Source organism: Streptomyces sp. 549 (genome assembly GCF_030124175.1).
GTDB lineage: Bacteria > Actinomycetota > Actinomycetes > Streptomycetales > Streptomycetaceae > Streptomyces.
Window position 1 is genome coordinate 262,684 of sequence record NZ_JASKMT010000004.1, and the last position, 24,250, is coordinate 286,933.

Here is a 24,250-nt window from a genome sequence, read left to right on the forward strand (position 1 = left end):
ACGCGGATCAACACCGCGTGAAGCTCGGCCCTAGAATCCCACGTGGTTGCACCAGCAGACGGAACGGGGGAGGAGACGTCTGATGTCCTTCATGGACGAATGGGCCGAGGCCAAAGCCCGGGCCCAGGCCCAAGCCCGGGAGAACGCCACACACACCAACCTCGCCGGACTCGACGGCCCCGGCCCCGGCCCGGCACCCTCGGGCCCCAGCGGGACGCTGGCCATGGACGGCACGGCGCAGTCCAAAGCCGGCGGATACATCACCGACCACCTGTTGGGCGAGACCGAAAAGGCAAGCCGCCACGCGAACCCCTCAAGTGGCGCTGCTCAACGCGCCCTCGACGGCTTCGAGTTGGCAGGTGCGCTGAAGTCCGTCACGGAGCAGTGGAACGGCAAGGCCAGGATGCTGAACACCGCCCTGCTGCGGGACCGCGGCGGACTCCTCGACACCCGGGGTCTCCACATCCGAAACGAGAGCGATACCGAGAAGTCCTTCAAGGGTGTTCCCCACCGGCCCTCACCGCTGCTCCCCAACGCTCCCTACCCGCCCAGGTCGCCGCTCTCGGACCTGGGATAGGAACCCCGATGCCCTCCTACAGCGAGATCATGGACGCCGACCTGTCGAAGCTGGACGACGCGGCCACCAAGTGGGGTGAGATGGCCGGCAAGTTCAAGACGCTGGCGGGCGACTACAAGGACAACGTCGAGGACGTGCCGCGTATGCCCTCGTGGCAGGGTCCGAGCGCGTCGGCCGCTGTCGTCGCCTTCAGCGCCACCGCGCACGAGTACAAGGGCGCCGAGGTGGAGGCCCGCACGGTCGGCAGGGTCCTGAGCAACGCGCACACCGAGCTGGTCCGGCTGGTGAACGAGCTGAAGTCGGTGGTCGCCGACGCCCGCAAGGCGGGCATGCACGTCAGCGGCAACGGCACGGTCAGCGTGGACATGAGCAAGATCGACACCTCCGCGCCGTCCTGGCGCAACGACCCGGACGTTCACACCGGAGCGCTAACCACCAACTGGGACGCCAGGACATCCGCCTGGGCCGGCAAGATATCCGCCGCCGTGCAGGCGGTGACGGACGCCGACTTCAGCGCCCGCGTCACCCTGCTCGAAGTCGTCAAGGACACGGACGGCAAGGGCAACCGCGGAGGGTTCAACTCCGAGGCGGCGAAGAAGTGGACCAGCGCCCAGTCCGACCGGGCAATTGAACTCGCCGAGAAGGCGATCGACGACATCAGCAAGGTCGAACCGCGCGAGCTGAACGAGCTCGAACGCATCGTGAAGACCAACCAGGACGACGTGGTCTTCTCCCGCACGCTGCTGAACCAGCTCGGCCCCGAGGGCCTCATCAAGCTGTCCAACACCATGGCCGGCGCGAGCGACGCGATCCCGTACCGGGGCGCCGACCAGGTACAGCGCGACATGGGCGGCCTGCAGACCGGACTTGCAAACACCCTCGCCACCGCCACGAAGGACCCCAACAGCAAGTTCTACCGCGAGTGGCGCGCCGACATGAAGGCGCTGGGCACCAAGGGCTTCGCCACCAACTTCATCGACCCCGACGCTCCCAACCCCAAGAAGGCCACAGACAAGGCACTCGGCTACCAGAGCCTCGTGACCCTCATGAAGCACGGCAGGGACTACGGCCAGGACTTCCTCCACGACCTCGCCGACGACATGCGGGAGGCGGAGGATCCCAGCAAGGGCGGCGACAGGTGGGTTTGGAGCATGCCCAGCAATGCCACTGATGCTGGAAACCGCGAGTGGTTCGCCAACGACCCCCTGGACGACCTGCTCGGCATCATGAGCAGAGACCCGGAAGCGGCCACCTCCTATCTTGATCCGGGCAAGAAGGGCGACAACGACCGATTGGAGTACTTTCTTCACGAACGCAACTGGAAGAACATCGTCCCCTCGCACGGAAACGACTGGATACCCAACGGCTCCGAGGACCCCAACGCCCGCGTCGGACTCGGTGCCCTCCTCGAAGCCTCCGCGACGGGCAATCGTCCCCTCAACCAGGGCGAGCCCGGAGGCCCGCTTGGCCCTCACTCACCTGAGCAGGCCCGTGTCATGCAGGAGCTCATCGTCCAGCTCGACAAGGACCGCAACGGCGACGAGATCCACGAGAACCTTCAGAAGAACATCGGCCGCGCCCTGGCTTCCTACACAGAGGACAACCACCACATCCTGACGGAGGCAGGTTCGAGGAGCGGCAGCCCCGCCGGCAAGGACCAGATCTGGACCGAAGGCGATGAAGCGGGCCTGACGGTCAGCAAGCAGAGTCTCCTGCGTGTCATGCGAGGGGTGGCCGAGGACGAAGAATCCTTCGAGCTGCTCCGCAGGGCACAGGTTGGACATGCAGCCAACGTCCTGTTGGGCGCTCCCGACGAAAGCGGCGAGGGCCATGCCTACTGGACTCTCCCCGCAAAGGACTTCGGAAAGATCGCTGGCACTTTCGATGCCATCGCCTCAGACGTCATATATGACAAGCGGGACGAACAGAAGCAGTGGATAGAAGACGTTGCAAGGTACGGCTACCACGGCTTTGGCACTGTTATCACAGGGATCCCCTACATCGGCGATTTTGGACAGCGCCTCGTGGACGCGGCGGCCTATGAGTGGTCCGGCAACAAGACTGCAGAGATCGACGAACAGAGCAATAAGGAAGACGCCGAGAAATACTCGAAAGGGATCTTCGCCACCTATAACGCAATCAACACCTGGGCAGAGTCACGCGGGGTCGACACCGACGAGAAGGATTCCATTACCGACGGGCAGCGAGCAGCTTGGCAACTGTCGCGCGACGCAGCCAAGGAAGGCTTCACCACCTCACGCCAAGATGCAGCCGTGTACCTGCACTGGAAATAGCGAATGAATGGCACCTCATGAAGTCACGCCTGATAACTGTCCTCGGAATCACCACCGCGATAGCTCTGGTCGGGGCAGTGCACACCGCCACCAACACGAACATGTTCGGTGACGACAAGTTGTGCGACGGTCTCGTATCGGCCACTCAAGTGCAAGAGGCCTTCGGTGGCTCCGGAAAGTTCACCAGCACAGGGATGACGGCGTACTCCGAGGGAGCTACCCCCCACCGGTGCGACATCTCACGATCCAACTTCTTTCTCGGCAACGACGGAGCCACGATCCGGATCGACATTTACGGCAAGCGCGGCAGCTTCCCGTTTACCCTGGACGACTGGTCGGTCGGCGGAACCGTGCGCCCTTCCGTTGATGGATCAGCGGGAGCGACGTCCTTTGAGAGCTGGGCGATCTTTCCGGCCGAGTGCATCATGGGTGAGGCCCCGGAACCCCTAGGAGAGCGCTGGTCGGTGTCCGCGCTTGCCCTCGGAGGCGGCGGTGATCCCGAAGGTTTGCTCAGGCTCACTTCCCAACTGCGTGACAACCTCGCCAAACAGGCTGACTGCACAGAGCCCACAGGCTCAGCCGACCCAGAAGACGTTCCCGTCGCGAGCGCCGCAGAACCGGACCGGGCCTGCTCACTGAGCGGTCTCCGAATCGCCGCGACCAAGAACCGTGCACCGGCGGAGACCCGCCAGTCGACCAGCGGCACTTATCCTCAAATGTGGTTCTGCGACCTGTTTCTCGAAGAACCGGCAACTCAGACCGACCTACACACCGGCCCCTATGCCCAGTTCGCGGTCGTTCAGGAAAAGGCAATGGTCGCCACAGTACCGCCCTCCAACTACACCGAGCTGAACTGTAGCGGGAAACCTACCTACCTCCTCAGCGACGAAGCTGACTACACATGGACTGACAAGGAACGTGCCCGGCAGGGCATCGCCAGTGCCGAAGCCCTTCACGAACGCTTCGTAGACGCTGTGGCCAAACAGCAGGACTGCAAGCGAAAGCCATGACCGAATACGGCGCTCTCTCTGCAGGTCGTCGTGGCGACGCGAGGTGAGTGCAAGTGAAGATGAATACCTTGAAACGCCGCCTACCCCGTGTCATGGCCATTGCCGCAGCGCTTGTTCTTGTTGTTACGCTCCTCCTCCACACAAGCGCGAAAACCAACGTACTCGGAGACGACTATTTCTGCGACGGGTCACTTTCGGCAGACGACGTGCGTGAGGCGTTCGGTGTGCCCGGCAGGTTCATCGACGAACCGGGCGACCCGTTTGCGTGCACGATCAAAAAATCGAACCTCGGTTTCGGCGATGACGACGCCACGATCTACTTGGAGATCGTTTCAGGTGAGCCGAACTTCCCCCTGTTTATGGGCCAGTGGGAGGTAGGAGCCAACGTACGGATGGCATCCCTTGGGGAGGGCATTGCCGTGAGGGAGGACCGGGGCTGGGCACTCCTGCCCGCGGCCTGCAGGCTGGGGGACGCCTCGAAAGCGAACAGGGGGGAGTTCAGGTTGCTCATAAAGGCTTCGTCCCATGAAGCATCCCCAGACCAACTCGGACTGGCTCGTCTCCTGTCGACACTGCGCACCGGGTGGACGGAACAGTTGCACTGCGCATCCGGCGACACCCGGCCAAGTTCCGAGTTGGCACTGCAACCCTCTTCCACCAAAGAAGACTCAGATCCCGCCCGCTTGTGTTCTCTTCCCGGTTTCTCTATGGGAACTACCGACCGCGATCCGGTGGCCACCCGGCAGCAGACCAGTGGCTCCTTCGCATCGGACTGGTTCTGCGATGTAGCGCTCAAAGAGCCGGATCCACATATCTCAAGAGATGACCTTTACCTACAGTTCGCCGCCGTCCGAAACTCGGATCTGGTGCAGGGGTTCAAGGATAAAGAGCCTGAGGTAAATTGTGACGGAGCGCCTGTCCATTTGCTCATTGATGTCCCTGGTTACCCTTTGGACCGGGCAGGGAGCATCAAACACGGGGTTGTCGAGATATGGACCCTTTACCAACGTTTCGTAGAGGCTGTTGCTGCACGGGAGGGTTGCACTCGTGTCTGACCCCGGAACGGGTGGGCATTGCGAAAGCGGCGCGGCCGGTGAATGTGAAATCTGTCGCAGTCGAAAGAGGCAGCAACGCATACGCGAGCAGAAAGCAGCTCGGAGAACGGCTGCGCCCAAGCGGAAACCCCTAAGTCGCCGCCTGAAATGGTTGATCAGCTGCACTACAGTGATCTCCCTGATGGCAGCCGCTCATGTCGTCACCAACACGAACGTACTCGGCGACGAGGAACTGTGCGACGGTTTGGTCTCGACCGAGCAGGTGAGAAAAGCATTCGGTGGCTCCGGGAGATTCACCAGCACCGGTATGACGGCACGGTTCGAGTTCCTCGAACCCGACAGGTGCGTGGTCACGCGATCGAACTTCGTGCTCGGGGACGACGGCGCCAGGATTCATCTCCACTTGCGCGGAGAGACTCGGAATTTCCCGTTCCGCTACGGTCACTGGGCAACCGGCGGGACGATGCAGCCCTCAATGGACGGCTCCGCAGGAGCCAGGACCCGCAGCAGCTGGGCGCTCTTCCCCACTGGATGTGTCATGGGTAACGCGCCAACGCCCTACGGGGAGCGCTGGTACGTGTCCGCCTTCGGCGGAGGCAGGGAGCCCGACCCCGCCGGCCTGCTGGGGCTTGCCTCGCAGATGCGGGACAACCTCGCCAAGCAGATCAACTGCGTGCAGACCACAAAGCCCACCGACGCCGCACCCGCCTCCGTCACAGGCACCACGGATCCGGGCCGGGCATGCTCGGTGGACGGGTTGCGCGTCGCCGCGAACAAGAACCGCACACCGGTTGCCACCCGCCAGTCGACCAGCGGTGCTTGGCCCCACGTGTGGTTCTGCGACCTGTTCCTCCAAGAGCCGCCCCGAGTCGGCTCCCCCGACTTCGGCCCCTTTGCACAACTCGCCGTCGTCCAGGAGGAGAGCTTGTTCCCCTCCATCACCACCGTCCCCCATACCAAGCTGGACTGCGGCGGCAAGCCCACCTACGTCCTCAGCGACGACGCCACCTACCTCTGGACCGACGAGGAACGCGCCAAACAGGGCATCACCAACGCCGAGACCCTGCACGAACGCTTCGTCAGCGCCGTCGCGAAGCAGGAGGGCTGCACCCGGTAGGCCAGGAGGCCGAGGGGAGTCGGCAACGTCGGCCACGTGGGCGGTCCTCCCTCCGTCGGGGCCCCTCACGTGTGGGCGGTGCTCGCGCTCGGTACTGGTAGGAGGTGAACACGACCCGCCACCCCGTGCCCCGCCGCCTCGACCCCCAGCGCCTCGTACCGCCCGGCCTGGACGATGCCGAGCGTCAGCGTTACGCCGACGACGTGCTCGACCGTCTGACGCCCGTGATGAGTGCCCTGGGCGTGCTGTTCCTGCTGGTGGTACTCGGGGAGCGGCTCGCACAGCCGGGCAGCGTGCTGAGCGCCGTCATGGCCGTGGCCGGGTGGTCGCTGTGGGGCTGCTTCGTCGCGGAGTTCCTGACGCGGCTGCTGATCGCGCCGGACAGGCGCCGGTTCTTCCGCCGCAACTGGTGGCAGTTGGTCTTCCTGCTCATCCCGTTCCTGCGGGTGCTGCGGCTGGTGCGGTCGATCAGGTTGCTGCGCACCGGAAGAGTGCTCTCCTCGGCGGTGCGCTCCTCCCGGTCCGCGTCCCGAGTGCTCAGCAACCGGCTCGGGTGGCTGGGAACCGTGTCGGCCATCGTGATCCTTGCCAGCGCGGAGCTGCTGTACGGCTTCGGTGTGTACGCGTCCTACGCGGAGACGCTGCACGCCGCCGCGCTCGCGGCGATCGTCGGTGAACCGTTCCGCAGCCCCGATCCCTATGCGAAGGCCCTTGAGGTGGCACTCGCGGTGTACTCGGTGGCCGTGTTCGCCACGGTGGCGGCGAGCGTCGGCGCCTACTTCGTCGAGGAACGCGGGCCAGGCACGGCGAAGGCGCTGACGGATGCCGAGCCCGCCGGAGACGAGTAGGCGACGCGGGGGCTACTCATCGCACCCGGCGGCGTCACCCGAAGCGGTGACGCGCACCGGGGGTGTTCACTGGCCGAGTTCGTCGCGGGGGTCGCGCCAGTCGCGCTTGGCGCGCTGCATCTTCGGCGGGGTGCGCAGGCTGCTGGTGTCCTCGTCCTCGGAGCTCTTGCGCAGTTTGGTCGTGGTGCCGAGCCGGCGGCGGATCGCGACGACCCGGTCCGTGGCCTGGAGCACGGCCGCTTCGGGCTCGTCGAAGTTGAGCAGCCGGTGGCCGCGTATGACGGAGACGACCAGGTCGTCGCACTCCCGCGGGGAGCGGCCGACCTCGGCCTTGGTCACGGGGCGCTCGAAGAGGCTGAGACCCTCGCCCTGCTGGATGAGGTCCTCCATCACCTGGCCGGCGCTGGGGCTGATCAGGGACAGGCCGAGCAGGCGGCCGGCCGCCCCGGAGCTGGTGACGACGGCGTCGGCGCCGGACTGCCGCAGCAGCGGGACGTTCTCCTCCTCCCGCACGGCGGCGACGATGTTGAGGCCCTTGTTCATCTGCCGGGCGGTCAGCGTGACGAGCACCGCCGTGTCGTCGCGCTGGGTGGCGATGACGATCTGCCGGGCCCGGTCGGTGCGGGCCCGTTCCAGCACGCTGGAGCGCGTGGCGTCACCGACGACGCCCGCGAAGCCGTCGGCGTTGGCCGCGTCGATCACCTTGGCGCTGGGGTCGACCACCACGATCTGCTCCTTGGTGACCCCGGTCGAGAGCAGCGTCTCGGCGGCGGACCGTCCCTTGGTGCCGAAGCCGACGATGACGGTGTGGTTGCGCACGATGGTCCTCCAGTGGGACAGCCGCCACTGCTCACGGGTGCGTTCGGTGAGCACTTCCAGGGAGGTGCCGACCAGGATGATCAGAAACATGACACGCAGCGGGGTGATGACGAAGGTGGTCAGCAGCCGTGCGGTGTCGGTAGCCGGGTAGATGTCGCCGTATCCGGTGGTGGAGAGGGACACCGTCACGTAGTACACCGTGTCGAGCAGCGTGATGTTGCCGTCGTGGTTGTCGGTGTAGCCCTCGCGGTCGAAATAGACCACGGCGACGGCTGCGAGCAGCACCATGTGAGCCATCAGCAGCCGCTTGGCCACCTGGATCATCGGGCCGGTGATCTGCCGGGGCAGTTGTACCCGAAAGATGTGCTCGTCAGCGTAAGTGATCTTGTTGCGCTTGACGATCGGGTTGCGGAACTTCATTCCCAGGTTCGATTCCACGGCAGGCGGAGCAGGCGGACGACCGAGCCGGAGGCGGCTCCCCCAGGCGGCACGACAGCCATCGCGGCTGCCGAGGCGATCCCCCGGAGCATAGCCGGGCCCTGGTAGCGCAGCGGACTCGCCTTGCCTCCGGTGACCATGGCTACCGGCACCAGCCGGGTGTCGTGCGGGTGTCCCGGCACGGCCTCGGTGAGGCGGGCGGCGGCCTGCTCGGCCTCCGCCGGCCGGTCGGCCAGCGTGCGCAGCAGCGGCTCGGCGAGGGTCAGCAGCCCGGAGACGGCGGCCAGCGGGTTCCCCGGCAGGCCGACGAGGTGACGGGTCCGGCGGCCGGGCTGCGGCGCGGGAAGCTCGGCCAGCAGCATGGGGTGGCCGGGACGGACGGCGACGCCGTCGACGAGCAGCGTCGCGCCGACGCGTTCCAGGGTGCGGTGGACGTGGTCGACGGGTCCGGCAGCCGTGCCGCCGGTGGTGACGAGCACGTCCGCGGTGGACTCGCGCACCGCCCGGTGCAGCGCCTCCGCGTCGTCACCCAGGTGCCGGGTGGCGACGACCTCCGCGCCCAGCGCGGTCAGCCAGGGCGCGAGCAGCGGGCCCAGCGCGTCCCGGACGCGGCCTTCGCCGGGCACCCCTTCGGTCAGCAACTCGTCGCCCAGGACGAGGACTTCGACCCGGGGCAGCGGAGTGACCTCCAGCTCGTCGTAGCCGGCTGCGGCGGCCAGACCCAGGACGGCCGGGGTGACGGGCTCGGACGCGTGCAGCAGCAGGTCACGGGTGCGGCACTCCTGGCCGCGCGCCCTGATGTCGGTGCCGTCGGGCAGTGCGGAGACGGCCGACAGCCGGTTGCCCGCGGCGACGCCGTGCTCCGAGCGCAGCACCGCGGTGGCGCCGGGCGGGATACGGGCGCCGGTGGCGATCGCCACCGCCCGGCCGTCGGGCAGCGGCCCCGGGTCGTCCCCGGCGAGCACGCACGGCTCCTCGCCGAGCCGCCACGGGCCGGGGCCGGAGACGGCCCAGCCGTCCATGGCGGAGGTGTCGAACGCGGGGAGGTCGGTGAGCGCGGTCAGCGGCGCGGACAGGCTGTGGTGCAGTGCCGCCGCCAGCGGCAGCACGACCGGGTCGCCGGGCGTGCCGGTACGTGCGGCGGTGGCGCGCGCCTGCTCCCAGGCGCAGGCCGCGGAACTCGCGGGGTCTGCGGCGCCCGGTTCGGCCCGCCGGGGACGGGTGACGGCGGCGGCGGTGCTGCCGTTGGCCAGCGCCAGCGCGTCGTCGAAGTCGTCGCTCATGGGGTCGGCCCGTCGCTTTCCGACTGCCAGCGGGCGGCCAGTTCGGCGGCCTTCCGAGCGGCCTCGGCGACGTCCCGGGGCGAGCCGCCGGCCTGCGCGGCGGCGTAGCCGACGAGGAACGTCGTCAGCGGCGCGGCGGGCCGGTCGACGCCGTGGGCGGCGTCGCGGGCCAGATCGAGCAGCGCGTGGGTGTCGACGTCGAGTTCGATGCCGAGTTCGGCCTTGACTGTGGTGATCCATTCTTCGAGCACGTGCCCATGCTCCCTGATGCGGGCCCGGGCGGCCGAGATGTCGTCCCAGGTGTCGCAGTCCGCCGCGTCGGGGGCGGCGACCCGGGCGAGCGTGAGGTCGGCGGTGAGCAGGCGCAGCGGCAGGTTGTCGAGGCGTCCGTGCTCGGCGGCGAGCAGCGCCGCCTCCCGGCGCAGCGCCTCCGTGCGGTAGGCGCCGAGCAGCGGCTGGTCGCGGGCGTCGCCGGTGAGCTGCCCCAGCACGCCGTCCAGGCCGGGCGCGCCCGCGGCGGGGGCGGGGGTCCCGGCTGGTGCGGGTGTCCCGGCCGGTGCGGGTGTCCCGGCCGGTGCGGGGGTCCCGGCTGGTGCGGGGGCGGAACCCGCAACGGCCAGGGGGGCGAGCAGGGTGTGGACGGTGGCCGGGCGCAGGAAGGGCAGGTCGGCGGAGAGCAGCAGGACCGTCTCGGCCCGTACCAGGCGCAGCCCGGCGTGCACCGCGGCGAGCGGCCCGCTGCCGGGCCGCTCCTCCCGCGTCCACAGCACCGGGCGGGCGGTGGGCCGCCGCGGGCCGACCACGACGGTGCGGTCCGCGTCACGGCAGGCGTCCAGGGTGCGGTCGAGCAGGGTCCGGCCGCCCACGGTGAGAGCCGGCTTGTCGGCTCCCCCGAGTCTGCGGGCCCGCCCGCCCGCGACGATCACGGCGTCATAGGTCACGTGCCGAGCCTACGTACCGGTCCGCCCGTTGCCGAGCCCACGCGGGGGAACGGCCGGGGAGCAGGGCGGGGGAGCACAGCTGGGGCGGGTGCGCGGCCCGCCCGCCGCGGCCGGTCAGAGGGTGCGCAGCAGTACGGCCGGTTGCTCGACACAGTCGGCGACGTAGCGCAGGAAGCCGCCCGCGGTGCCGCCGTCGCACACCCGGTGGTCGAAGGTGAAGGACAGTTGGACGACGTGGCGGACCGCCAGCTCGCCCTGGTGCACCCACGGCTTCTCGGTGATGCGTCCGACGCCGAGCATCGCCGCCTCGGGGTGGTTGAGGATCGGGGTGGAGCCGTCCACGCCGAACACCCCGTAGTTGTTGAGGGTGAACGTTCCGCCGGTGAGCTGCGCAGGGGCGAGGCGCCCCTGCCGGGCGGCGTCGGTGAGCCGGCTGAACTCGGCGGTGAGGTCCACGGCGCTGCGGGTGTGCGCGTCGGTGACGACGGGGACGACGAGGCCGCGCGGGGTCTGGGCGGCGAAGCCCAGGTGCACGGCGGGCAGGCGGACCAGCTCGCGGGCCTCGGTGTCGACGAACGCGTTCAGCTCGGGGAAGCGGGCCAGCGCGGCGGTGCAGATGCGGGCGAGCAGGGCCAGCAGCGACACCTTCGCGCCGCCGGCCTCGTTCATGGCGCGCCGGGCGGCGAGCAGTTCCGTGGCGTCGGCGTCGACCCAGCAGGTCGCGTCGGGTATCTCGCGGCGGCTGCGCGACAGCTTGTCGGCGACGGCGCCCAGCACGCCCTTCAGCGGCACCCGCTCCCCCTCCGGCACGGCACGCGCGGCGGGGGCGGCCGGGGCGGCGTGGCCGTTGGCCACGGCCTGGCGGCCGGCGTGGGCGGGGACGGCCCGCTCGACGTCGGAACGCAGGATGAGGCCCTGCGGGCCGGAGCCGGTGAGTTCCCGCAGGTCGATGCCGCGTTCCCGGGCGATGCGGCGGACCAGCGGCGAGATCACGGCGGCGGCCGGCGCGGCCTTGCGCTCGGGCGCGGCGGCCTGGACGCGGCGGCGGCGCCGCGGCGGCGCGCTGGTGCCGTAGCCGACCAGGACGTTGCCCGACACCGCACCCCCGGACCCGGCGGAGGCGGCGGCGGAGGACCCGGCGGACGCGGCGGACGGTTGCCGGGTGGGGGTGGGGGTGGGGGCGCCGCCGGGCTCGGCGCCGGACATCCCGCCGCCGGAAGGTCCGGTTTCGGCGGACTCCGCAACCGTGACCAGGGCGGCGCCGACCGGGATCTCGTCGCCGACCTCGCCGAAGCGGCCGGTGACCACCCCGGCGTACGGGCAGGGGACCTCGACCATCGCCTTGGCGGTCTCCACCTCGACCACCGGCTGGTCGACGGCGACGACCTCGCCGACCTCGACCAGCCAGCGGCTGATCTCGGCCTCGGTCAGGCCCTCGCCCAGGTCCGGCAGGGCGAACTCGCGTACCTGCGGCATCAGCGTGCGCTCCCCTCGGTCCATCCGGACTCCCACTGGAGCCGGCCCACCGCGTCCAGGATGCGGTCGACACCCGGCAGATGGTGTCGTTCGAGCATCGGCGCCGGATACGGGATGTCGAAGCCTGTCACCCGCAGCACCGGTGCGTCCAGGTAATGGAAACAGCGTTCACCGATGCGGGCCGCGATCTCGCCGCCGGGGCCGCCGAAGCCGGTGGCCTCGTGGACGACGACGGCCCGCCCGGTGCGGCGCACCGACGCGCAGACCGTCTCGTCGTCGAACGGCACCAGGGAGCGCAGGTCGACGACCTCCAGGTCCCAGCCCTCGGCACGGGCGGCCTCCGCCGCCTCCAGGCAGACCGGCACCGACGGGCCGTACGTCACCAGCGTGGCGGAGGTGCCGGTCCGCCGCACGGCCGCCCGGCCGATGGGCGGCACGGTCTCCGGCGCCTCCGGGTTCCAGTCGTCCTTGGACCAGTACAGCCGTTTGGGTTCCAGCACCACCACCGGGTCGTCGGAGGCGATCGCCGCGCGCAGCAGACCGTAGGCGTCGGGGACCGTGGCCGGGGTGACGACGTGCAGGCCGGGCGTGGCGATGTAGTACGCCTCGGAGGAGTCGCTGTGGTGCTCGACACCGCCGATGCCGCCGCCGTAGGGCACCCGCACGGTGATCGGGAGCGGCATCGCGCCCCGGGTGCGGTTGCGCATCCGCGAGACGTGGCTGATCAGCTGCTCGAACGCCGGATAGGCGAAGGCGTCGAACTGCATCTCCACCACCGGGCGCAGCCCGTACATCGCCATGCCGACCGCGGTACCGAGGATGCCGGCCTCGGCGAGCGGCGTGTCGGTGCAGCGGTCCTCGCCGAACTCCTTCGCCAGACCGTCGGTGATGCGGAAGACCCCGCCGAGCGCGCCGACGTCCTCGCCCAGCAGGTGCACCGCCGGGTCCTCGGCCATCGCGTCGCGCAGCGCCCGGTTGAGGGCCTGCGCCATGGTGGCCGGTTTGCGGGCGGGCGCGGTCGCGGCCTCGGCTGCCACGGCGGTCATCGGGTCTCCTCCTCGGCATCCAACTCGGCCCGCAGCTGCGCGGCCTGCTCGCGCAACTGGCTGGTCTGCTCGCTGTAGACGTGGGTGAACAGCTCCATCGGGTCGAGCTGCGGGTCGCGGTTCATCCGGGCCCGCAGGTCGGCGGCCATCTCCTCGGCGGCCTCCCGGGCGCTGCGCTTCCCGGCGTCGTCGAGCAGCCCGCGGGCGGTCAGCTCCCGCTCCAGCAGCTCCACCGGGTCGTGCTCGCGCCACGCCTGCACCTCGGCGTCACCGCGGTAGCGGGTGGCGTCGTCTGCGTTGGTGTGGGCCTCGATGCGGTAGGTGACGGCTTCGACGAGGGTCGGGCCGCCGCCCTGCCGGGCGTGCGCGACGGCCTCGCTGAGCACCTGGTGCACGGCCACCGCGTCGTTGCCGTCGACGAGGCGGCCGGGCATCCCGTAGCCGACGGCCTTGTGGGCGAGGGAGGGCGCGGCGGTCTGCTTGGCCAGCGGCACCGAGATGGCGAAGCCGTTGTTCTGCACCAGGAAGACGACCGGTGCCCGCCACACGGCGGCGAAGTTCAGCGCCTCGTGGAAGTCGCCCTCGCTGGTGCCGCCGTCACCGACCAGGGCGAGCGCCACCACGTCGTCGCCCTTGAGGCGCGCCGCGTGGGCCAGCCCGACGGCGTGCGGCAGCTGGGTGGCGAGCGGCGTGCACAGCGGGGCGATGCGGTGCTCGGCCGGGTCGTAGCCGGTGTGCCAGTCGCCGCGCAGCAGCGTCAGGGCCCGCACGGGGTCGAGGCCGCGGGCGACGGCGCAGAGCGTGTCGCGGTAGCTGGGGAAGAGCCAGTCTCGGTCCTGCAGGACGAGCGCGGCGGCCACCTCGCACGCCTCCTGGCCGGTGGAGGAGGGGTAGACGGCCAGGCGGCCCTGCTTGGTGAGGGCGGTGGCCTGCTGGTTGTAGCGGCGTCCGCGCACGAGCTGCCGGTACAGCTCGGTGAGCAGCAGCGGATCGAGGTCGTGGATGTCGGCGTCGGTGCCCAGTACCCGGAACGGCTCCTCGTCCGGCAGGAGCGGGGCCGCGTCGGTGCGGGGACGCCAGGCGGGCGGCGGCGCGGGGCGGTAGGCGCCGGGCTGCTCGAGGACCGTCATGTCGGGCACACCTCCAGGTGGGAAGGGTGGCGCGGAACGCCGCCGGCCGGGGGGTGATCGGGCGGCGGTCGGTGGGCACCCAAAGGGAGGGGGCTCAGATGGACTCCCCCTACCGATTGTTCGGTCCGGAGCACATTCTGGCTACAGGTGCGGAGGCCTTGTGGACAAATGGCCTCACGGATAATGAGATGGCAGCAGGTCGTCCAGGGAGGGAAGGCGGTGGAGCATGTCGGATGAACAGATGTCTCCTCGCCCACTGGACTCCGTCGACCGGGCGATCCTGCACATGCTGCAGACGGACGGCCGGGCGTCGATACGGTCGGTCGCCGAGCGGGTGCACATCTCGCGGGCCAACGCCTACGCGCGCATCAACCGGCTGATCGACGACGGGGTGATCCGGGGCTTCAGCGCCCGGCTGAACCACGAACGGGCCGGTCAGGGCGCGTCCGCCTACGTCACGCTGAAGATCGTGCAGAACTCCTGGCGCACGGTCCGCGAGAAGCTCCAGGAGCTTCCCGGGGCCGCGCACATCGCGCTGGTCAGCGGCGACTTCGACGTGCTGCTGCTGGTCCACACGGCGGACAACCGGGCGCTGCGCGAGCTGGTGCTGATGCGCATCCAGGCGATCCCCGAGGTGCTCAGCACCCGCACCCTGCTGGTCTTCGAGGAGACCGACCTCGACCCGGAGCCCTGAAGCCCCGCTCCCGCCCGGGGGACGTCAGGTGCGCAGGCCGGCGAAGGCGATCCGGACGACGGCGTCCGCCACGGCCGCGTCGTCGCGGCTGTCGGAGGCCCGCTCGGGGCGGTACCACTCGGCGATGGAGTTGATCATGCCGAACAGCAGCCGGGTGGCTAGCCGCACGTCCACGTCGGGCCGCAGGTCGCCCTCGGCGGCGGCCCGGGTGAGCAGGTCGGAGACCTGCTGGTCGAACTCGCGCCGCCGGGCCATCGCCCAGCGCTCGGTGTCGGTGTTCCCGTGCACCCGAAGCAGCAGCGTCACGTACGGCAGCTCGGCCATCAGCACCTCGGCGGTGCGCCGCGTGACGTGCTCCAGGCGGACGACGGCCCGGCCCTCCCGGGCGGCGGGCTCGTCGAGAATGCCGAACAGGCCGTCCAGGGCCCGGCTGATCGCCCGGTGCAGCAACTCCTCCTTGCTGCGCACGTGGTGGTAGATCGACGACTTGGAGATGCCCGCCGCCTGCGACAGGTGCTCCATGGAGGTGCCGTCGTAGCCGCGCTCGTTGAACACCCGCACGGCGACCGTCAGCAGGGTGTCGGGGGTGTACGTGTCGCGCTTGGCCATGGTCAAGATTGTGCCCGCTCACCGCGCTGGAGGGCCTGGGAGGGTGCGTAGCGCCCGGTCGGGCAGCTGGCGTGCAGGTTGCGCAGCACCCGGGCCACCCAGCCGGTGCCCAGCCGGGAGCCCCACTCCAGCGGGCCCGCGGGGTAGTTCACGCCCAGCCTCATCGCGGTGTCCACGTCCTCGACGGAGGCGACGCCCCGGGCGGCGGCGTCCGTCGCGAAGTCGACCAGCATGGCGACCGTGCGGGCCACGACCAGGCCCGGCACCGGCTCGACGACGCTGACCTGCTTGCCCAGCGCCTGGAACAGGCCGACCGCGGCGTCCACGTCGGCCTCGGGCACCGTGTCGGACGCGGCGAGCGCCACCCGGGTGGCGGTGCGGTAGTCCAGCGCCAGGTCGAAGTGGATCTCCGGCCCGTGCGGCGCCCGGCCGTCGGTGAGCGCCAGCCGGGTGCCGCCGGGCAGCAGCAGGTGGCCGTGCAGCGGGTCAGGACCGCCCTGCCGGACGTCGACTCCCGCAGCGGCCAGCAGTTCCGGCAGCGCGCCGGCCGGGCCGAGCACGCCGTACACGGTGACGGCCTCCGGCGCGGGCCGGGCGGCCGCCGTGTGCGGGGCGGGCACGGACGCGTCGGGGCCGTGGTCGTACCAGCCGTGCCCGGTCTTGCGGCCCAGCCGCCCGGACTCCACCAGGCGGCGCTGGGCCAGCGACGGCGTGAACTTCGGGTCCTGGCTGAACGCCTCCCACACCGACCGGGTGACGGCCTCGTTGACGTCCTGCCCGATGAGGTCGGTCAGCTCGAACGGGCCCATCCGGAAGCCGCCGCACTCGCGCAGCACCGCGTCGAGCGTGGCCGGGTCGGCGGCCCGCTCCTCGTAGAGGCGGAACGCCTCAGCGTAGAACGGGCGGGCCACCCGGTTGACGACGAAGCCCGGCGCGTCGGCGCAGCGCACCGGCGTCTTGCCCCAGGCGACGGCCAGGTCCGACGCCCGGTCGGCGGTGGCCGGGTCGGTGGCGTGGCCGCTGACGACCTCCACCAGCGGCAGCAGCGGCGCCGGGTTGAAGAAGTGCAGGCCGACGAACCGCCCGGGTCGGCGCAGCGCGGCGGCGACGGCGGTCACCGGCAGCGAGGAGGTGTTGGTGGCCAGCAGGCAGTCAGGGCCGACGACGGCCTCCAGCGCCCCGAACAGCTGCTGCTTGGCGCCCAGGTCCTCCAGCACGGCCTCGACGACGACCTCGGCGCCGGCCAGTTCGGCGAGGTCGGCGGCGGCGTACAGTCGGTCTCCGGCGGCGGCCCGGTCGTCGGCGGTCATGCGGCCCTTGGTGACGAGCCTGTCCAGGCGCGCGCGGATCTGCTCCGCCGCCCGCTCGGCCCGCTCGGGCGCCACGTCGTGCAGCAGCACCCGGTGGCCCGCGGTGAGCGCCACCTGAGCGATGCCCTGCCCCATCGTGCCGGTGCCCACCACGGCCACCGTGCCGGGGGCCGGGGAGGCACCGGGGGCACCGGGGGCGGCGGATGCGACGGGAGCGGTGCCTGAGGTGTCCTGCATGCGGGGTGCCCTCCTGCTGGGGCAGCGGACGGTACGCGCTGCCGACTGCGACTCGACGACGTGCGGGCGGCTCATGGCGGACGCCGGCGGAGTGCCACGGCGACCCGGCGGTCCGGTGACCTGCGGACCGCGGACCGCGGACTGCGGATTTCCGGTGCCGACTGATCGTTCGGCGCACTCTAACCGCCGCACGGCCCGCTGCCGAAGGGCCCGGTCACAGGTCGGCCGGAACAGCCCCCTTGCCCCGACCGATCGTTCGGTTACTCTGACCGTGTCCGCCCGCCGCCGACCCGGCTCGACGAGGAGTTGGTCCCAGATGGCCGCCGCGCCCACCGCACAGCACCTGATCGAGAAGCACCGCCCCACCCTGGACCAGGCGCTGGAGACGATCCACAGCCGCGCCTACTGGTCGCCGTACGCCGAGCACCCCAAGGCATACGGCGAGGACGGCTCACTCAGCGCCGCCGACGGCCAGGCCGCGTTCGACGCCCTGCGCGACCGCCGCTTCGAACTGGACCAGCCCGGCACCGACGACTGGACCGGCGGCGAGGTCTCGCCCTACGGCCCGGCGCTGGGCATCACCTACCCGCACCCGGACGTGGACGTGCTGCTGCCCGCGATGCGGGCCGCGATCCCCGCCTGGCGCGACGCCGGCCCCGAGGCGCGGGCCGCGGTGTGCACGGAGATCCTGGCGCGGATCAACGCCATGACGCACAAGTTCGCCCAGGCCGTCATGCACACCAGCGGTCAGGCGTACATGATGGCGATGCAGGCCGGCGGCCCGCACGCCCAGGACCGCGGGCTGGAGGCCGTGGTGCACGCCTGGGCCGAGCAGACCCGGGTGCCGCGGTCCGCGCACTGGTCGAAACCGCAGGGCAAGCGCGACCCGGTCGACCTGGACAAGCAGTTCACGGCCGTCCCGCGCGGCGTCGCGCTGGTGATCGGCTGCAACACCTTCCCCACCTGGAACGGCTACCCCGGCCTGTTCGCGTCCCTGGCCACCGGCAACCCGGTCGTCGTCAAGCCGCACCCCCGCGCGGTGCTCCCGCTGGCGCTCACCGTGCAGGTCGCCCGCGAGGTGCTGGCCGAGGAGGGCTTCGACCCGAACCTGGTCGCGCTGGCCGCCGAACGCGACGGCGAGGGCCTGGCGAAGACGCTCGCACTGCGGCCCGAGGTCCGCGTCATCGACTACACCGGCTCCACCGAGTTCGGCGACTGGCTGGAGGCCAACGCCCGCCAGGCTCAGGTCTTCACCGAGAAGGCCGGCGTCAACTCGGTGGTCATCGACTCCACCGACGACTACCGCGGCATGCTCGGCAACCTCGCCTTCTCGCTCTCGCTGTACAGCGGCCAGATGTGCACCACCCCGCAGAACCTGCTCGTCCCCCGGGACGGCATCAGCACGGACGCCGGGCCGAAGTCGTACGGGGAGGTGGTGGCCGACCTGGCCGCCGCCGTGGAGAAGCTGCTCGGCGACGACGCCCGCGCCACCGCACTGCTGGGCGCGCTCGTCAACCCCGGGGTGCGCGAACGGCTGGAGGCCGCGCCCTCCCTGGGCGAGGTCGCGCTGGCCTCCCGGACGGTGGCCCACCCCGACTTCCCCGACGCGACCGTGCGCACGCCCGTCATCGTCGCCCTCGACGGCGCCAAGCCGGACGCCGAGGCGGGCTACCTCAGCGAGTGCTTCGGCCCGGTGTCGTTCGTCGTCGCGGTCGACTCCACCGAGGCCGCGGTGGAACTGCTGCGCCGGACGGTCCGGGAGAAGGGCGCCATGACCGTCGGCGCCTACACCACCGACGCGGACACCGAGCGGCTCATCGAGGACGCCTGTCTGGAGGAGTGCGCGCAGCTGTCGCTGAACCTGACCGGCGGTGTCTACGTCAACCAGACCGCCGCCTTCTCCGACCTGCACGGCTCCGGCGGCAACCCGGCGGCCAACGCCGCCCTGAGCGACGCGTCCTTCGTGACCCCGCGGTTCCGCACGGTCGAGGTCCGCCGCCCCGCCTGAGCCGCACCCACCGCCACACCCTCACACGCCCGCCGCGGGGACAGCCGGCACCGGCTCCCCGCGGCGGTGCCCCACCTCAGGCCCCAGGCCTGATGCCTTCAGCCGCAGCCCTTCAGCCCGCAGACCTTCAGCCCTCAGCCCTTCAGCCCTCAGCCGGGCCGCGCGACTCCCGGCCCGCCGCCCAGTGGTAGAGCGTCATGGCCACGCTGGTGGCCAGGTTGTAACTGGAGACCTGCGGGCGCATCGGCAGCGCCAGCAGCGCGTCGGCCCGCTGCCGCAGCCCGTCGGACACACCGTGCCGCTCGGTGCCGAAGGCGAGCACCGCGTCGTCCGGCAGCACGGCCCCGGGCAGCGCCGTGCCCTCCGGGTCCAGCACGTAGAGCGGGCCGGGCGGCAGCGTGTCCGCGGTGACGCGCTCCACGGCCGTCGCCCAGTGCAGTCCGGCGCCGCCGCGCACCACGCCCGGATGCCAGGGATCGGCCGGACCGGTGGTGACCACCCCCGTCACGCCCATGCCGGCCGCCAGCCGTACCACCGCGCCGATGTTGCCCAGGTTGCGCGGCTCCTCCAGCACCACCACCGGTGCGGTCCTGGGCCGCGCGGTGAGGGCCGCCAGGTTGGCCGCCGGGTCGGGCCGCGCGGCGAGCGCCGCCACCCCGGTCGGGTGCAGCCGGGGGACCAGCTCGCGCAGCATCGCCGCGTCCACCTCGACCAGCACGGCGTCCAGCCGCTCACGCAGGTCCGGCGCCAGCTCACCTGCCAGCGCGAGGACCGCGGGCCGGTCACCGGTCAGGACGTGCCGCACGTCGGCGCCGAACCGCAGGGCGTGCTTCACGGCGTGGAAGCCGTCCAGCAGCACGGAGTCCGCGGCGGCTGCCCGCCAGGCGCGCACGACGGGAGGGGTGGGGTGGCTGCTCACGGCCGACAGCCTACGGAAGCCGGCCGGGGGGTGGGCCGGTGCCGCAGGCGGGGAGCTGGTGGGATCATGGCGGGCTGATGGACATCGTGGAGCAGGCCCTCGGTACCGCCCTGTACACCCCGGGTGACACGGCGCTGGACGGCGGCGCCTCGCTGCTGGCCGCCGACCCGGGCCGGTGGCCGGACGTCGGCGCCGAACTACTGCGGCGCGGGGCGCAGTTGCTGCGGCAGGCGTGGGAGCGCGGCTGGCAGCCGGCCGACGTGGTGCGGCTGGTCCGGCGCGACCTCGACGACCGGCACGTGCGGCTGGCCGTGGACCTGGTCGCCGCCGAGGGCCGCCGCTACACCCGGGTCGAACCGCGCTGGCAGTCCCAGCTTGACGCGCTGGGCGCCGCCGGAGCGTGGTGGGGCGCGGACGTCGACTACGCGCCGGCGCTCGCCGCACGGGAGTCCGCCGACCGCTTCACGCTCGCCACCGCCCACCTGGAACTGCTGCGGCTGCTGCTCTCCCTGCCCGCCGTGGAACCGGTCGGCCCGGTGCCCGGCGACCCGGCGCACAGCGCCGCGCCCGCCGCCGGTGAGCCGCGCATGCTGACCCGCATCCGTGCCCTGCTGGCGAAGGCCGAGGCCACCGACTACCCGCAGGAGGCCGAAGCGCTGAGCACCAAGGCGCAGGAGCTGGCCGCCCGGCACAGCATCGACGAGGCGCTGCTCGCCGTCGGCGGCCGGTCCGCCGACTCGCCCGCCGCGTGCCGGATCGGCGTGGACGCGCCGTACGAGACGGCGAAGGCGGTGCTGCTGGACACCCTGGCGTCGGCGAACCGCTGCCAGGCGGTGTGGAGCGGCGAACTGGGCTTCTCGACCGTGGTCGGCTATCCGGCCGACCTGGAGTCGGTGGAGGTGCTGCACGCTTCGCTGCTGGTGCAGGGCACGGCGGCGATGACCAGGGCCGAAGCCGAGCAGCGCGCCGGCGGGCGGAAGCGGACGAAGACGTTCCGGCAGGCGTTCTGGATGGCCTACGCCAGCCGACTCGGCGACCGCCTCACCGAGGCCGCCGAGCACTCCGCCGACGCCCACGCGGAATCGCTCGGCGCGGCGGACGGTACGGAGGGCGGTGCCGGGCGTGCGGACGCATCCGCCGGGTCACTGCTGCCGGTGCTCGCCGCCCGCGACGCCGCCGTCTCCGACCGGACGCAGCAGATGTTCCCCGGCACCACGCGGACCCGGGTGCGCGGGGTCAGCGACGCGGCCGGCTGGGCGCAGGGCACCGCCGCCGCGGACCGGGCCCGCGTCGGCAGCGGCGGACGTCCTCTGCCGCCGAAGGGCTGATCCGCCCGCCGGCCGCCCGGCCAGATCGTTGGGAAGGCGCGCGGCCAGATCGTCGGAAAGGCGCCCGACCGGATCGCCGGGAAGGCACCCGCCGTCCGCGCGCTCCCGGCCGTGGGACGGCCCGGGCCGGGGGGTGAGCCCGGCGGCAGCCCATCGGCAGCAGCTGCAGAGCCTCATCGCCGCCCCCTCAGACCGTGGCGAGGTGCGCGGCGAAGGAGTCGAGCAGCATGCCGCTGCCCTCCTCCGCCTGGGCGCACGCGTCGGCGCTGTGCACCGACTGCCGCACCACCACTCGGGTCCGCGCGCCCAGGTCGGTGAACGCGAACGTCATCAGGCCCGGCTCCTGCATCCCGGCGGCCAGCATCGTCATGACGATCCGCCGGTGCCGCTCGACCTCGGGAAAGGTGCCGCCCATCGGGTAGGCGTTGCCGTCGGGCGCCTGCATGCTCGCCTTCCAGCTGCCGCCGGTCCGCACGTCCATCTCCACGGAGGCGCGGGGCGCGTGGAACCACTGCGCGAAGTGGTCGGGCTCCGTCCAGACCTGCCACACCTTCGCGACGGGGGCGTCGAACTCGCGGGTAAGCGTGTAGGAGTGGGTGCCGGCGGTGCTCGCGTCGGTGGTGCTCTCGGCTGTGGTGCTCGCGTCGGTGCCGGTGGGGTCGGTGCCGGGGTGGTGGGCGCTCATGTCGGACTCCTTCTGCGGGCCGCGCGGCGGGGCTTGCCGCTGCTGTGCCGTCGCAGGTGTTGACGGCGGCCCGGCACGGAACTCATCGCTCCGGCGGCCACGTCTTCAGATCCGGGCGCGGCGGGCTTCCCCTTTGGGCCGTCCTGGTCAGCGGCGGGCCGGGACGGTGCTGTCGGACGCGCCCGCCACGTCCTGCCCGCCGGGCGCCGCCGGGTCCGGGCGGTCGCCGCCGCGCGGCGGCGGCACGCCCTGCCGGGCGCCCGCGGCCGACGGCCCGCCGGGCCGCACCCGGCGTGCCAGCCCGCCGACCCGGGCGCCCAGCCACACCAGGAACACCGTCGGCAGGAACACCGCGTCGGCGGCGATCATGGCGAGGGAGAAGAACGGCAGGCCCAGGATGACCGCGATCGAGGCGTGCTCCAGGATCATCACCGCCAGCAGCACGTTCTTCACCCTGCGGTTGAACAAGGTGAACGGGAACGCGACCTGCACGATGACCGTGCCGTAGGTGAGCAGCAGGATGACCAGTCCACTGCTGCCGAGCACCTGCGACAGGGCGGGCCAGGGCGCGAAGTAGTCCAGGTGCATCGGGTAGTAGACGGCCGTTCCGTCCTGCCAGCGCGAGCCCTGCACCTTGTACCAGCCGGCCGTGGCGTAGATCAGGCAGACCTCGACCATGATCACCAGCAGGGCGCCGTTGTGCAGCAGGTTGACCAACGCGTCGAGCACGCCCCGCGGCTCCCCCGGGCCGTAGCGCTGGACCGTCCACCACAGGGCGTGCGCGAGCAGCAGCAGCCAGAAGCACAGCGCCCAGCCGGTGCTGAGCAGGCCGAGCACGGTGACGCCGAGCAGCGCGGCGGCGGTGAGCCCCCACAGCACCAGGCCGGGCACGTCCGCGTCGTCGGTCCCGGCGCGGCGCCGGGACCGGCGCGCGTCCAGCGACCACACCTGGCCGCAGCGGGTCAGGATCAGGTACATCGCCATCAGGTGGATGACGTTGTCGCCGCCGTCGCCCATGAAGACGCTGCGGTTCTGGAGCGACAGCACGCCGACCATGAAGAACACCGACATCGTGCGGGTGCGCCAGCCCACCAGCAGGCCCAGGCTCGCCAGCACCGCGAAGGCGTAGACGAACTCGAACCACAGCGGGCTGTCGGTCCACATCAGGACGGTGAAGGCCTTGTTGCCGTCGATCAGCCGCTCGGCCAGCGTCCAGCTCCACGGGGAGTCGGGACCGTACAGCTCGTGCCGGTGGGGCAGCTCGCGCAGCAGGAAGAACAACCAGGTGGCGGCGAAGCCGATGCGTATCACCGCGGTCTGGTACGGGCCGAGGGCCCGCCCGGTGACGGTGGCGAAACCGCGGCTGAAAGCCCGGTCCAGGCGGGCGCCGAGCGCACGCCGGGTGGGCGGCACGGCGGGCGGCACGGCGGGCGCGGGGGGCGGGGGCGGCGCCTGCGGGCCGGGCTCGGCGGGAGTCGGGGGCGGAGTGGTCACCGGGCGTCTCCGGGGATGTCGTCGCCGGTCACCGGCCACCAGGGCAGGACGCGGTACTTGGTGCGGGTGTCGACGCTCTCGCCGCTCCACGGCGGCGGGGCGACGGCGCTGGTCGCCGACCGGACCTGGATGCGCGACACCTCGTCGACGTCCACCCGGTCGCCCAGGCGCAGCATCACGATGCGCTTGAGGTAGGCCTCGGACAGCTCGCCGCGGCGGCCGGTGGGCCGGTTGTCGCTGTCGTGGGAGTTGTTGAAGAAGTCCCAGGCCCGCCGCAGCTCGTTCTGCGAGATGTGGCTCGGGAAGGGGTTGCCGCGGATGTGCGCGGCGTCGATCGCGGTGAGGTCGACCCAGGCGGTCGTGCGTGTACCGCCGCCCTCCGCGGCCGGCAACTCGGCACGGGCGTGCACCGCGATGTTCTGCTGGAGCGGATTGGGCGCGAACAGCTTCCAGTTCTGCTCGAACTCCGGGTAGACGTACGCGTCGATGGTGGAGGCGTGCTGCTTGCTCACCGTGTTCGACGGGGCGACGTGCAGGAAGACCATGCCCAGGTGCACCACGACCGCCGCGGCCACCACGGCCGCCGCGACGGCCAGGAACACCCGCGAGGACGGCCGCAGCGCGAGCGCCCCGGGCGGGTCGGAAGGGACGTGCCGGTCCGGCGGCGCTGACTGGGCGCCGTGGGCCCGGAGCGGCTGGGCCTGCACGGGCTGGGCCTGGACGCCGTGGGCGTGGGAGGGCTGGGCCTGGGCGGGCTGGGCCGACGGGCCGGAGAGTGCGGGTGTTCCGGGCGGTGCGGGCACGTCGGCGTGCGGCCCCGGCTCGGGCGGCCGGTCCGCAGCCTCCGGCGGCTGTCCGTGGTGCTGCATGCGCTCCCCGATCCCCTCGTTCGCTCCCCAGAGGTTAGCCACTGTCTTGACACCCCGTGCAGC

21 protein-coding genes are annotated in these 24,250 nt (G+C 71.6%); 9 read left to right on the top strand and 12 right to left on the bottom strand.

The features are described 5' to 3' along the window. Nucleotides 1–82: 82 nt before the first annotated feature. From QNO07_RS07210 to QNO07_RS07235, 6 genes are all read left to right on the top strand, one after another. Nucleotides 83–577 (top strand): hypothetical protein, encoded by a 495-nt coding sequence (locus tag QNO07_RS07210; RefSeq protein WP_283990794.1) that lies wholly within the window; start codon nt 83–85, stop codon nt 575–577. Nucleotides 578–585: 8 nt separating this feature from the next. Continuing rightward, nucleotides 586–2,871, top strand: coding sequence for a DUF6571 family protein (locus tag QNO07_RS07215; protein ID WP_283990796.1), 2,286 nt, complete (start codon nt 586–588; stop codon nt 2,869–2,871). 17 nt (nt 2,872–2,888) lie between these two features. After that, nucleotides 2,889–3,881 carry a hypothetical protein gene (locus QNO07_RS07220; protein WP_283990797.1) on the top strand — a complete coding sequence of 331 codons (993 nt, stop codon included), beginning with the start codon at nt 2,889–2,891 and terminating at the stop codon, nt 3,879–3,881. A gap of 53 nt (nt 3,882–3,934) precedes the next feature. Further along, nucleotides 3,935–4,936, top strand: a complete 1,002-nt coding sequence (locus QNO07_RS07225) for a hypothetical protein (RefSeq protein WP_283990798.1) — start codon at nt 3,935–3,937, stop codon at nt 4,934–4,936. A gap of 538 nt (nt 4,937–5,474) precedes the next feature. Beyond that, nucleotides 5,475–6,053, top strand: coding sequence for a hypothetical protein (locus QNO07_RS07230; RefSeq protein WP_283990799.1), 579 nt, complete (start codon nt 5,475–5,477; stop codon nt 6,051–6,053). 104 nt (nt 6,054–6,157) lie between these two features. Next, on the top strand, nt 6,158–6,901 hold the full coding sequence (locus tag QNO07_RS07235) for a hypothetical protein (protein WP_283990800.1): 744 nt from the start codon (nt 6,158–6,160) through the stop codon (nt 6,899–6,901). A 66-nt stretch (nt 6,902–6,967) separates the two neighbouring features. Here QNO07_RS07235 and QNO07_RS07240 read toward each other — a convergent pair whose 3' ends face one another. From QNO07_RS07240 to pdhA, 6 genes are all read right to left on the bottom strand, one after another. Continuing rightward, nucleotides 6,968–8,140, bottom strand: a complete 1,173-nt coding sequence (locus QNO07_RS07240; protein ID WP_283990801.1) for a potassium channel family protein — start codon at nt 8,138–8,140, stop codon at nt 6,968–6,970. Further along, nucleotides 8,137–9,441, bottom strand: coding sequence for a molybdopterin molybdotransferase MoeA (locus QNO07_RS07245; RefSeq protein WP_283990802.1), 1,305 nt, complete (start codon nt 9,439–9,441; stop codon nt 8,137–8,139). The genes QNO07_RS07240 and QNO07_RS07245 overlap by 4 nt, the downstream gene beginning before the upstream one ends. Further along, nucleotides 9,438–10,382, bottom strand: coding sequence for a DUF6457 domain-containing protein (locus QNO07_RS07250; RefSeq protein ID WP_283990803.1), 945 nt, complete (start codon nt 10,380–10,382; stop codon nt 9,438–9,440). Before QNO07_RS07250 ends, QNO07_RS07245 begins: the two co-directional genes overlap by 4 nt. 114 nt (nt 10,383–10,496) lie before the next feature. Then, entirely contained in the window at nt 10,497–11,858 is a 1,362-nt protein-coding gene (locus QNO07_RS07255) for a dihydrolipoamide acetyltransferase family protein (RefSeq protein WP_283990900.1), read from the bottom strand. Continuing rightward, complete coding sequence (locus QNO07_RS07260; protein WP_283990804.1) at nt 11,858–12,904, bottom strand: alpha-ketoacid dehydrogenase subunit beta; 1,047 nt, start codon at nt 12,902–12,904, stop codon at nt 11,858–11,860. Before QNO07_RS07260 ends, QNO07_RS07255 begins: the two co-directional genes overlap by 1 nt. Then, nucleotides 12,901–14,034, bottom strand: a complete 1,134-nt coding sequence (gene pdhA / locus QNO07_RS07265; protein ID WP_283990805.1) for a pyruvate dehydrogenase (acetyl-transferring) E1 component subunit alpha — start codon at nt 14,032–14,034, stop codon at nt 12,901–12,903. Before pdhA ends, QNO07_RS07260 begins: the two co-directional genes overlap by 4 nt. 226 nt (nt 14,035–14,260) lie before the next feature. Here pdhA and QNO07_RS07270 point away from each other — a divergent pair, with 226 nt between their 5' ends. Beyond that, nucleotides 14,261–14,728, top strand: a complete 468-nt coding sequence (locus QNO07_RS07270) for an Lrp/AsnC family transcriptional regulator (RefSeq protein ID WP_283990807.1) — start codon at nt 14,261–14,263, stop codon at nt 14,726–14,728. A gap of 24 nt (nt 14,729–14,752) precedes the next feature. On the opposite strand, the gene QNO07_RS07275 is transcribed toward QNO07_RS07270, so the two are convergent. Together QNO07_RS07275 and QNO07_RS07280 are read right to left on the bottom strand one after the other, a co-directional pair. Continuing rightward, nucleotides 14,753–15,343: a TetR/AcrR family transcriptional regulator gene (locus QNO07_RS07275; RefSeq protein WP_283990808.1), complete on the bottom strand. Its 591-nt coding sequence runs from the start codon at nt 15,341–15,343 to the stop codon at nt 14,753–14,755. Further along, complete coding sequence (locus QNO07_RS07280) at nt 15,340–16,884, bottom strand: 3-hydroxyacyl-CoA dehydrogenase (RefSeq protein WP_283990809.1); 1,545 nt, start codon at nt 16,882–16,884, stop codon at nt 15,340–15,342. Before QNO07_RS07280 ends, QNO07_RS07275 begins: the two co-directional genes overlap by 4 nt. Nucleotides 16,885–17,200: 316 nt before the next feature. Here QNO07_RS07280 and paaN point away from each other — a divergent pair, with 316 nt between their 5' ends. Beyond that, complete coding sequence (gene paaN, locus QNO07_RS07285) at nt 17,201–18,892, top strand: phenylacetic acid degradation protein PaaN (protein ID WP_283990810.1); 1,692 nt, start codon at nt 17,201–17,203, stop codon at nt 18,890–18,892. Nucleotides 18,893–19,034: 142 nt separating this feature from the next. Here paaN and QNO07_RS07290 read toward each other — a convergent pair whose 3' ends face one another. Further along, nucleotides 19,035–19,811 carry a TrmH family RNA methyltransferase gene (locus QNO07_RS07290; protein ID WP_283990811.1) on the bottom strand — a complete coding sequence of 259 codons (777 nt, stop codon included), beginning with the start codon at nt 19,809–19,811 and terminating at the stop codon, nt 19,035–19,037. Nucleotides 19,812–19,885: 74 nt separating this feature from the next. Here QNO07_RS07290 and QNO07_RS07295 point away from each other — a divergent pair, with 74 nt between their 5' ends. Then, on the top strand, nt 19,886–21,139 hold the full coding sequence (locus QNO07_RS07295; protein WP_502961798.1) for a DUF2786 domain-containing protein: 1,254 nt from the start codon (nt 19,886–19,888) through the stop codon (nt 21,137–21,139). A gap of 187 nt (nt 21,140–21,326) precedes the next feature. Here QNO07_RS07295 and QNO07_RS07300 read toward each other — a convergent pair whose 3' ends face one another. From QNO07_RS07300 to QNO07_RS07310, 3 genes are all read right to left on the bottom strand, one after another. Further along, the gene (locus QNO07_RS07300; RefSeq protein WP_283990813.1) at nt 21,327–21,824 is read right to left on the bottom strand and encodes an SRPBCC family protein; all 498 of its coding nucleotides are present in this window, start codon (nt 21,822–21,824) and stop codon (nt 21,327–21,329) included. Between the two features lie 147 nt (nt 21,825–21,971). Beyond that, entirely contained in the window at nt 21,972–23,318 is a 1,347-nt protein-coding gene (locus QNO07_RS07305; RefSeq protein ID WP_283990814.1) for an HTTM domain-containing protein, read from the bottom strand. Then, entirely contained in the window at nt 23,315–24,187 is an 873-nt protein-coding gene (locus QNO07_RS07310; RefSeq protein WP_283990815.1) for a DUF5819 family protein, read from the bottom strand. The genes QNO07_RS07305 and QNO07_RS07310 overlap by 4 nt, the downstream gene beginning before the upstream one ends. Nucleotides 24,188–24,250: the final 63 nt, after the last annotated feature.

Bases quoted from the DNA above. Each gene is read 5' to 3' on its own strand.
- QNO07_RS07210 (WP_283990794.1), top strand. From the start codon at position 83: ATGTCCTTCATGGACGAATGGGCCGAGGCCAAAGCCCGGGCCCAGGCC.
- QNO07_RS07215 (WP_283990796.1), top strand. From the start codon at position 586: ATGCCCTCCTACAGCGAGATCATGGACGCCGACCTGTCGAAGCTGGAC.
- QNO07_RS07220 (WP_283990797.1), top strand. From the start codon at position 2,889: ATGAAGTCACGCCTGATAACTGTCCTCGGAATCACCACCGCGATAGCT.
- QNO07_RS07230 (WP_283990799.1), top strand. From the start codon at position 5,475: ATGGGTAACGCGCCAACGCCCTACGGGGAGCGCTGGTACGTGTCCGCC.
- QNO07_RS07240 (WP_283990801.1), bottom strand. From the start codon at position 8,140: ATGAAGTTCCGCAACCCGATCGTCAAGCGCAACAAGATCACTTACGCT.
- QNO07_RS07245 (WP_283990802.1), bottom strand. From the start codon at position 9,441: ATGAGCGACGACTTCGACGACGCGCTGGCGCTGGCCAACGGCAGCACC.
- QNO07_RS07255 (WP_283990900.1), bottom strand. From the start codon at position 11,858: ATGCCGCAGGTACGCGAGTTCGCCCTGCCGGACCTGGGCGAGGGCCTG.
- QNO07_RS07260 (WP_283990804.1), bottom strand. From the start codon at position 12,904: ATGACCGCCGTGGCAGCCGAGGCCGCGACCGCGCCCGCCCGCAAACCG.
- pdhA (WP_283990805.1), bottom strand. From the start codon at position 14,034: ATGACGGTCCTCGAGCAGCCCGGCGCCTACCGCCCCGCGCCGCCGCCC.
- QNO07_RS07270 (WP_283990807.1), top strand. From the start codon at position 14,261: ATGTCGGATGAACAGATGTCTCCTCGCCCACTGGACTCCGTCGACCGG.
- QNO07_RS07280 (WP_283990809.1), bottom strand. From the start codon at position 16,884: ATGCAGGACACCTCAGGCACCGCTCCCGTCGCATCCGCCGCCCCCGGT.
- paaN (WP_283990810.1), top strand. From the start codon at position 17,201: ATGGCCGCCGCGCCCACCGCACAGCACCTGATCGAGAAGCACCGCCCC.
- QNO07_RS07300 (WP_283990813.1), bottom strand. From the start codon at position 21,824: ATGAGCGCCCACCACCCCGGCACCGACCCCACCGGCACCGACGCGAGC.
- QNO07_RS07310 (WP_283990815.1), bottom strand. From the start codon at position 24,187: ATGCAGCACCACGGACAGCCGCCGGAGGCTGCGGACCGGCCGCCCGAG.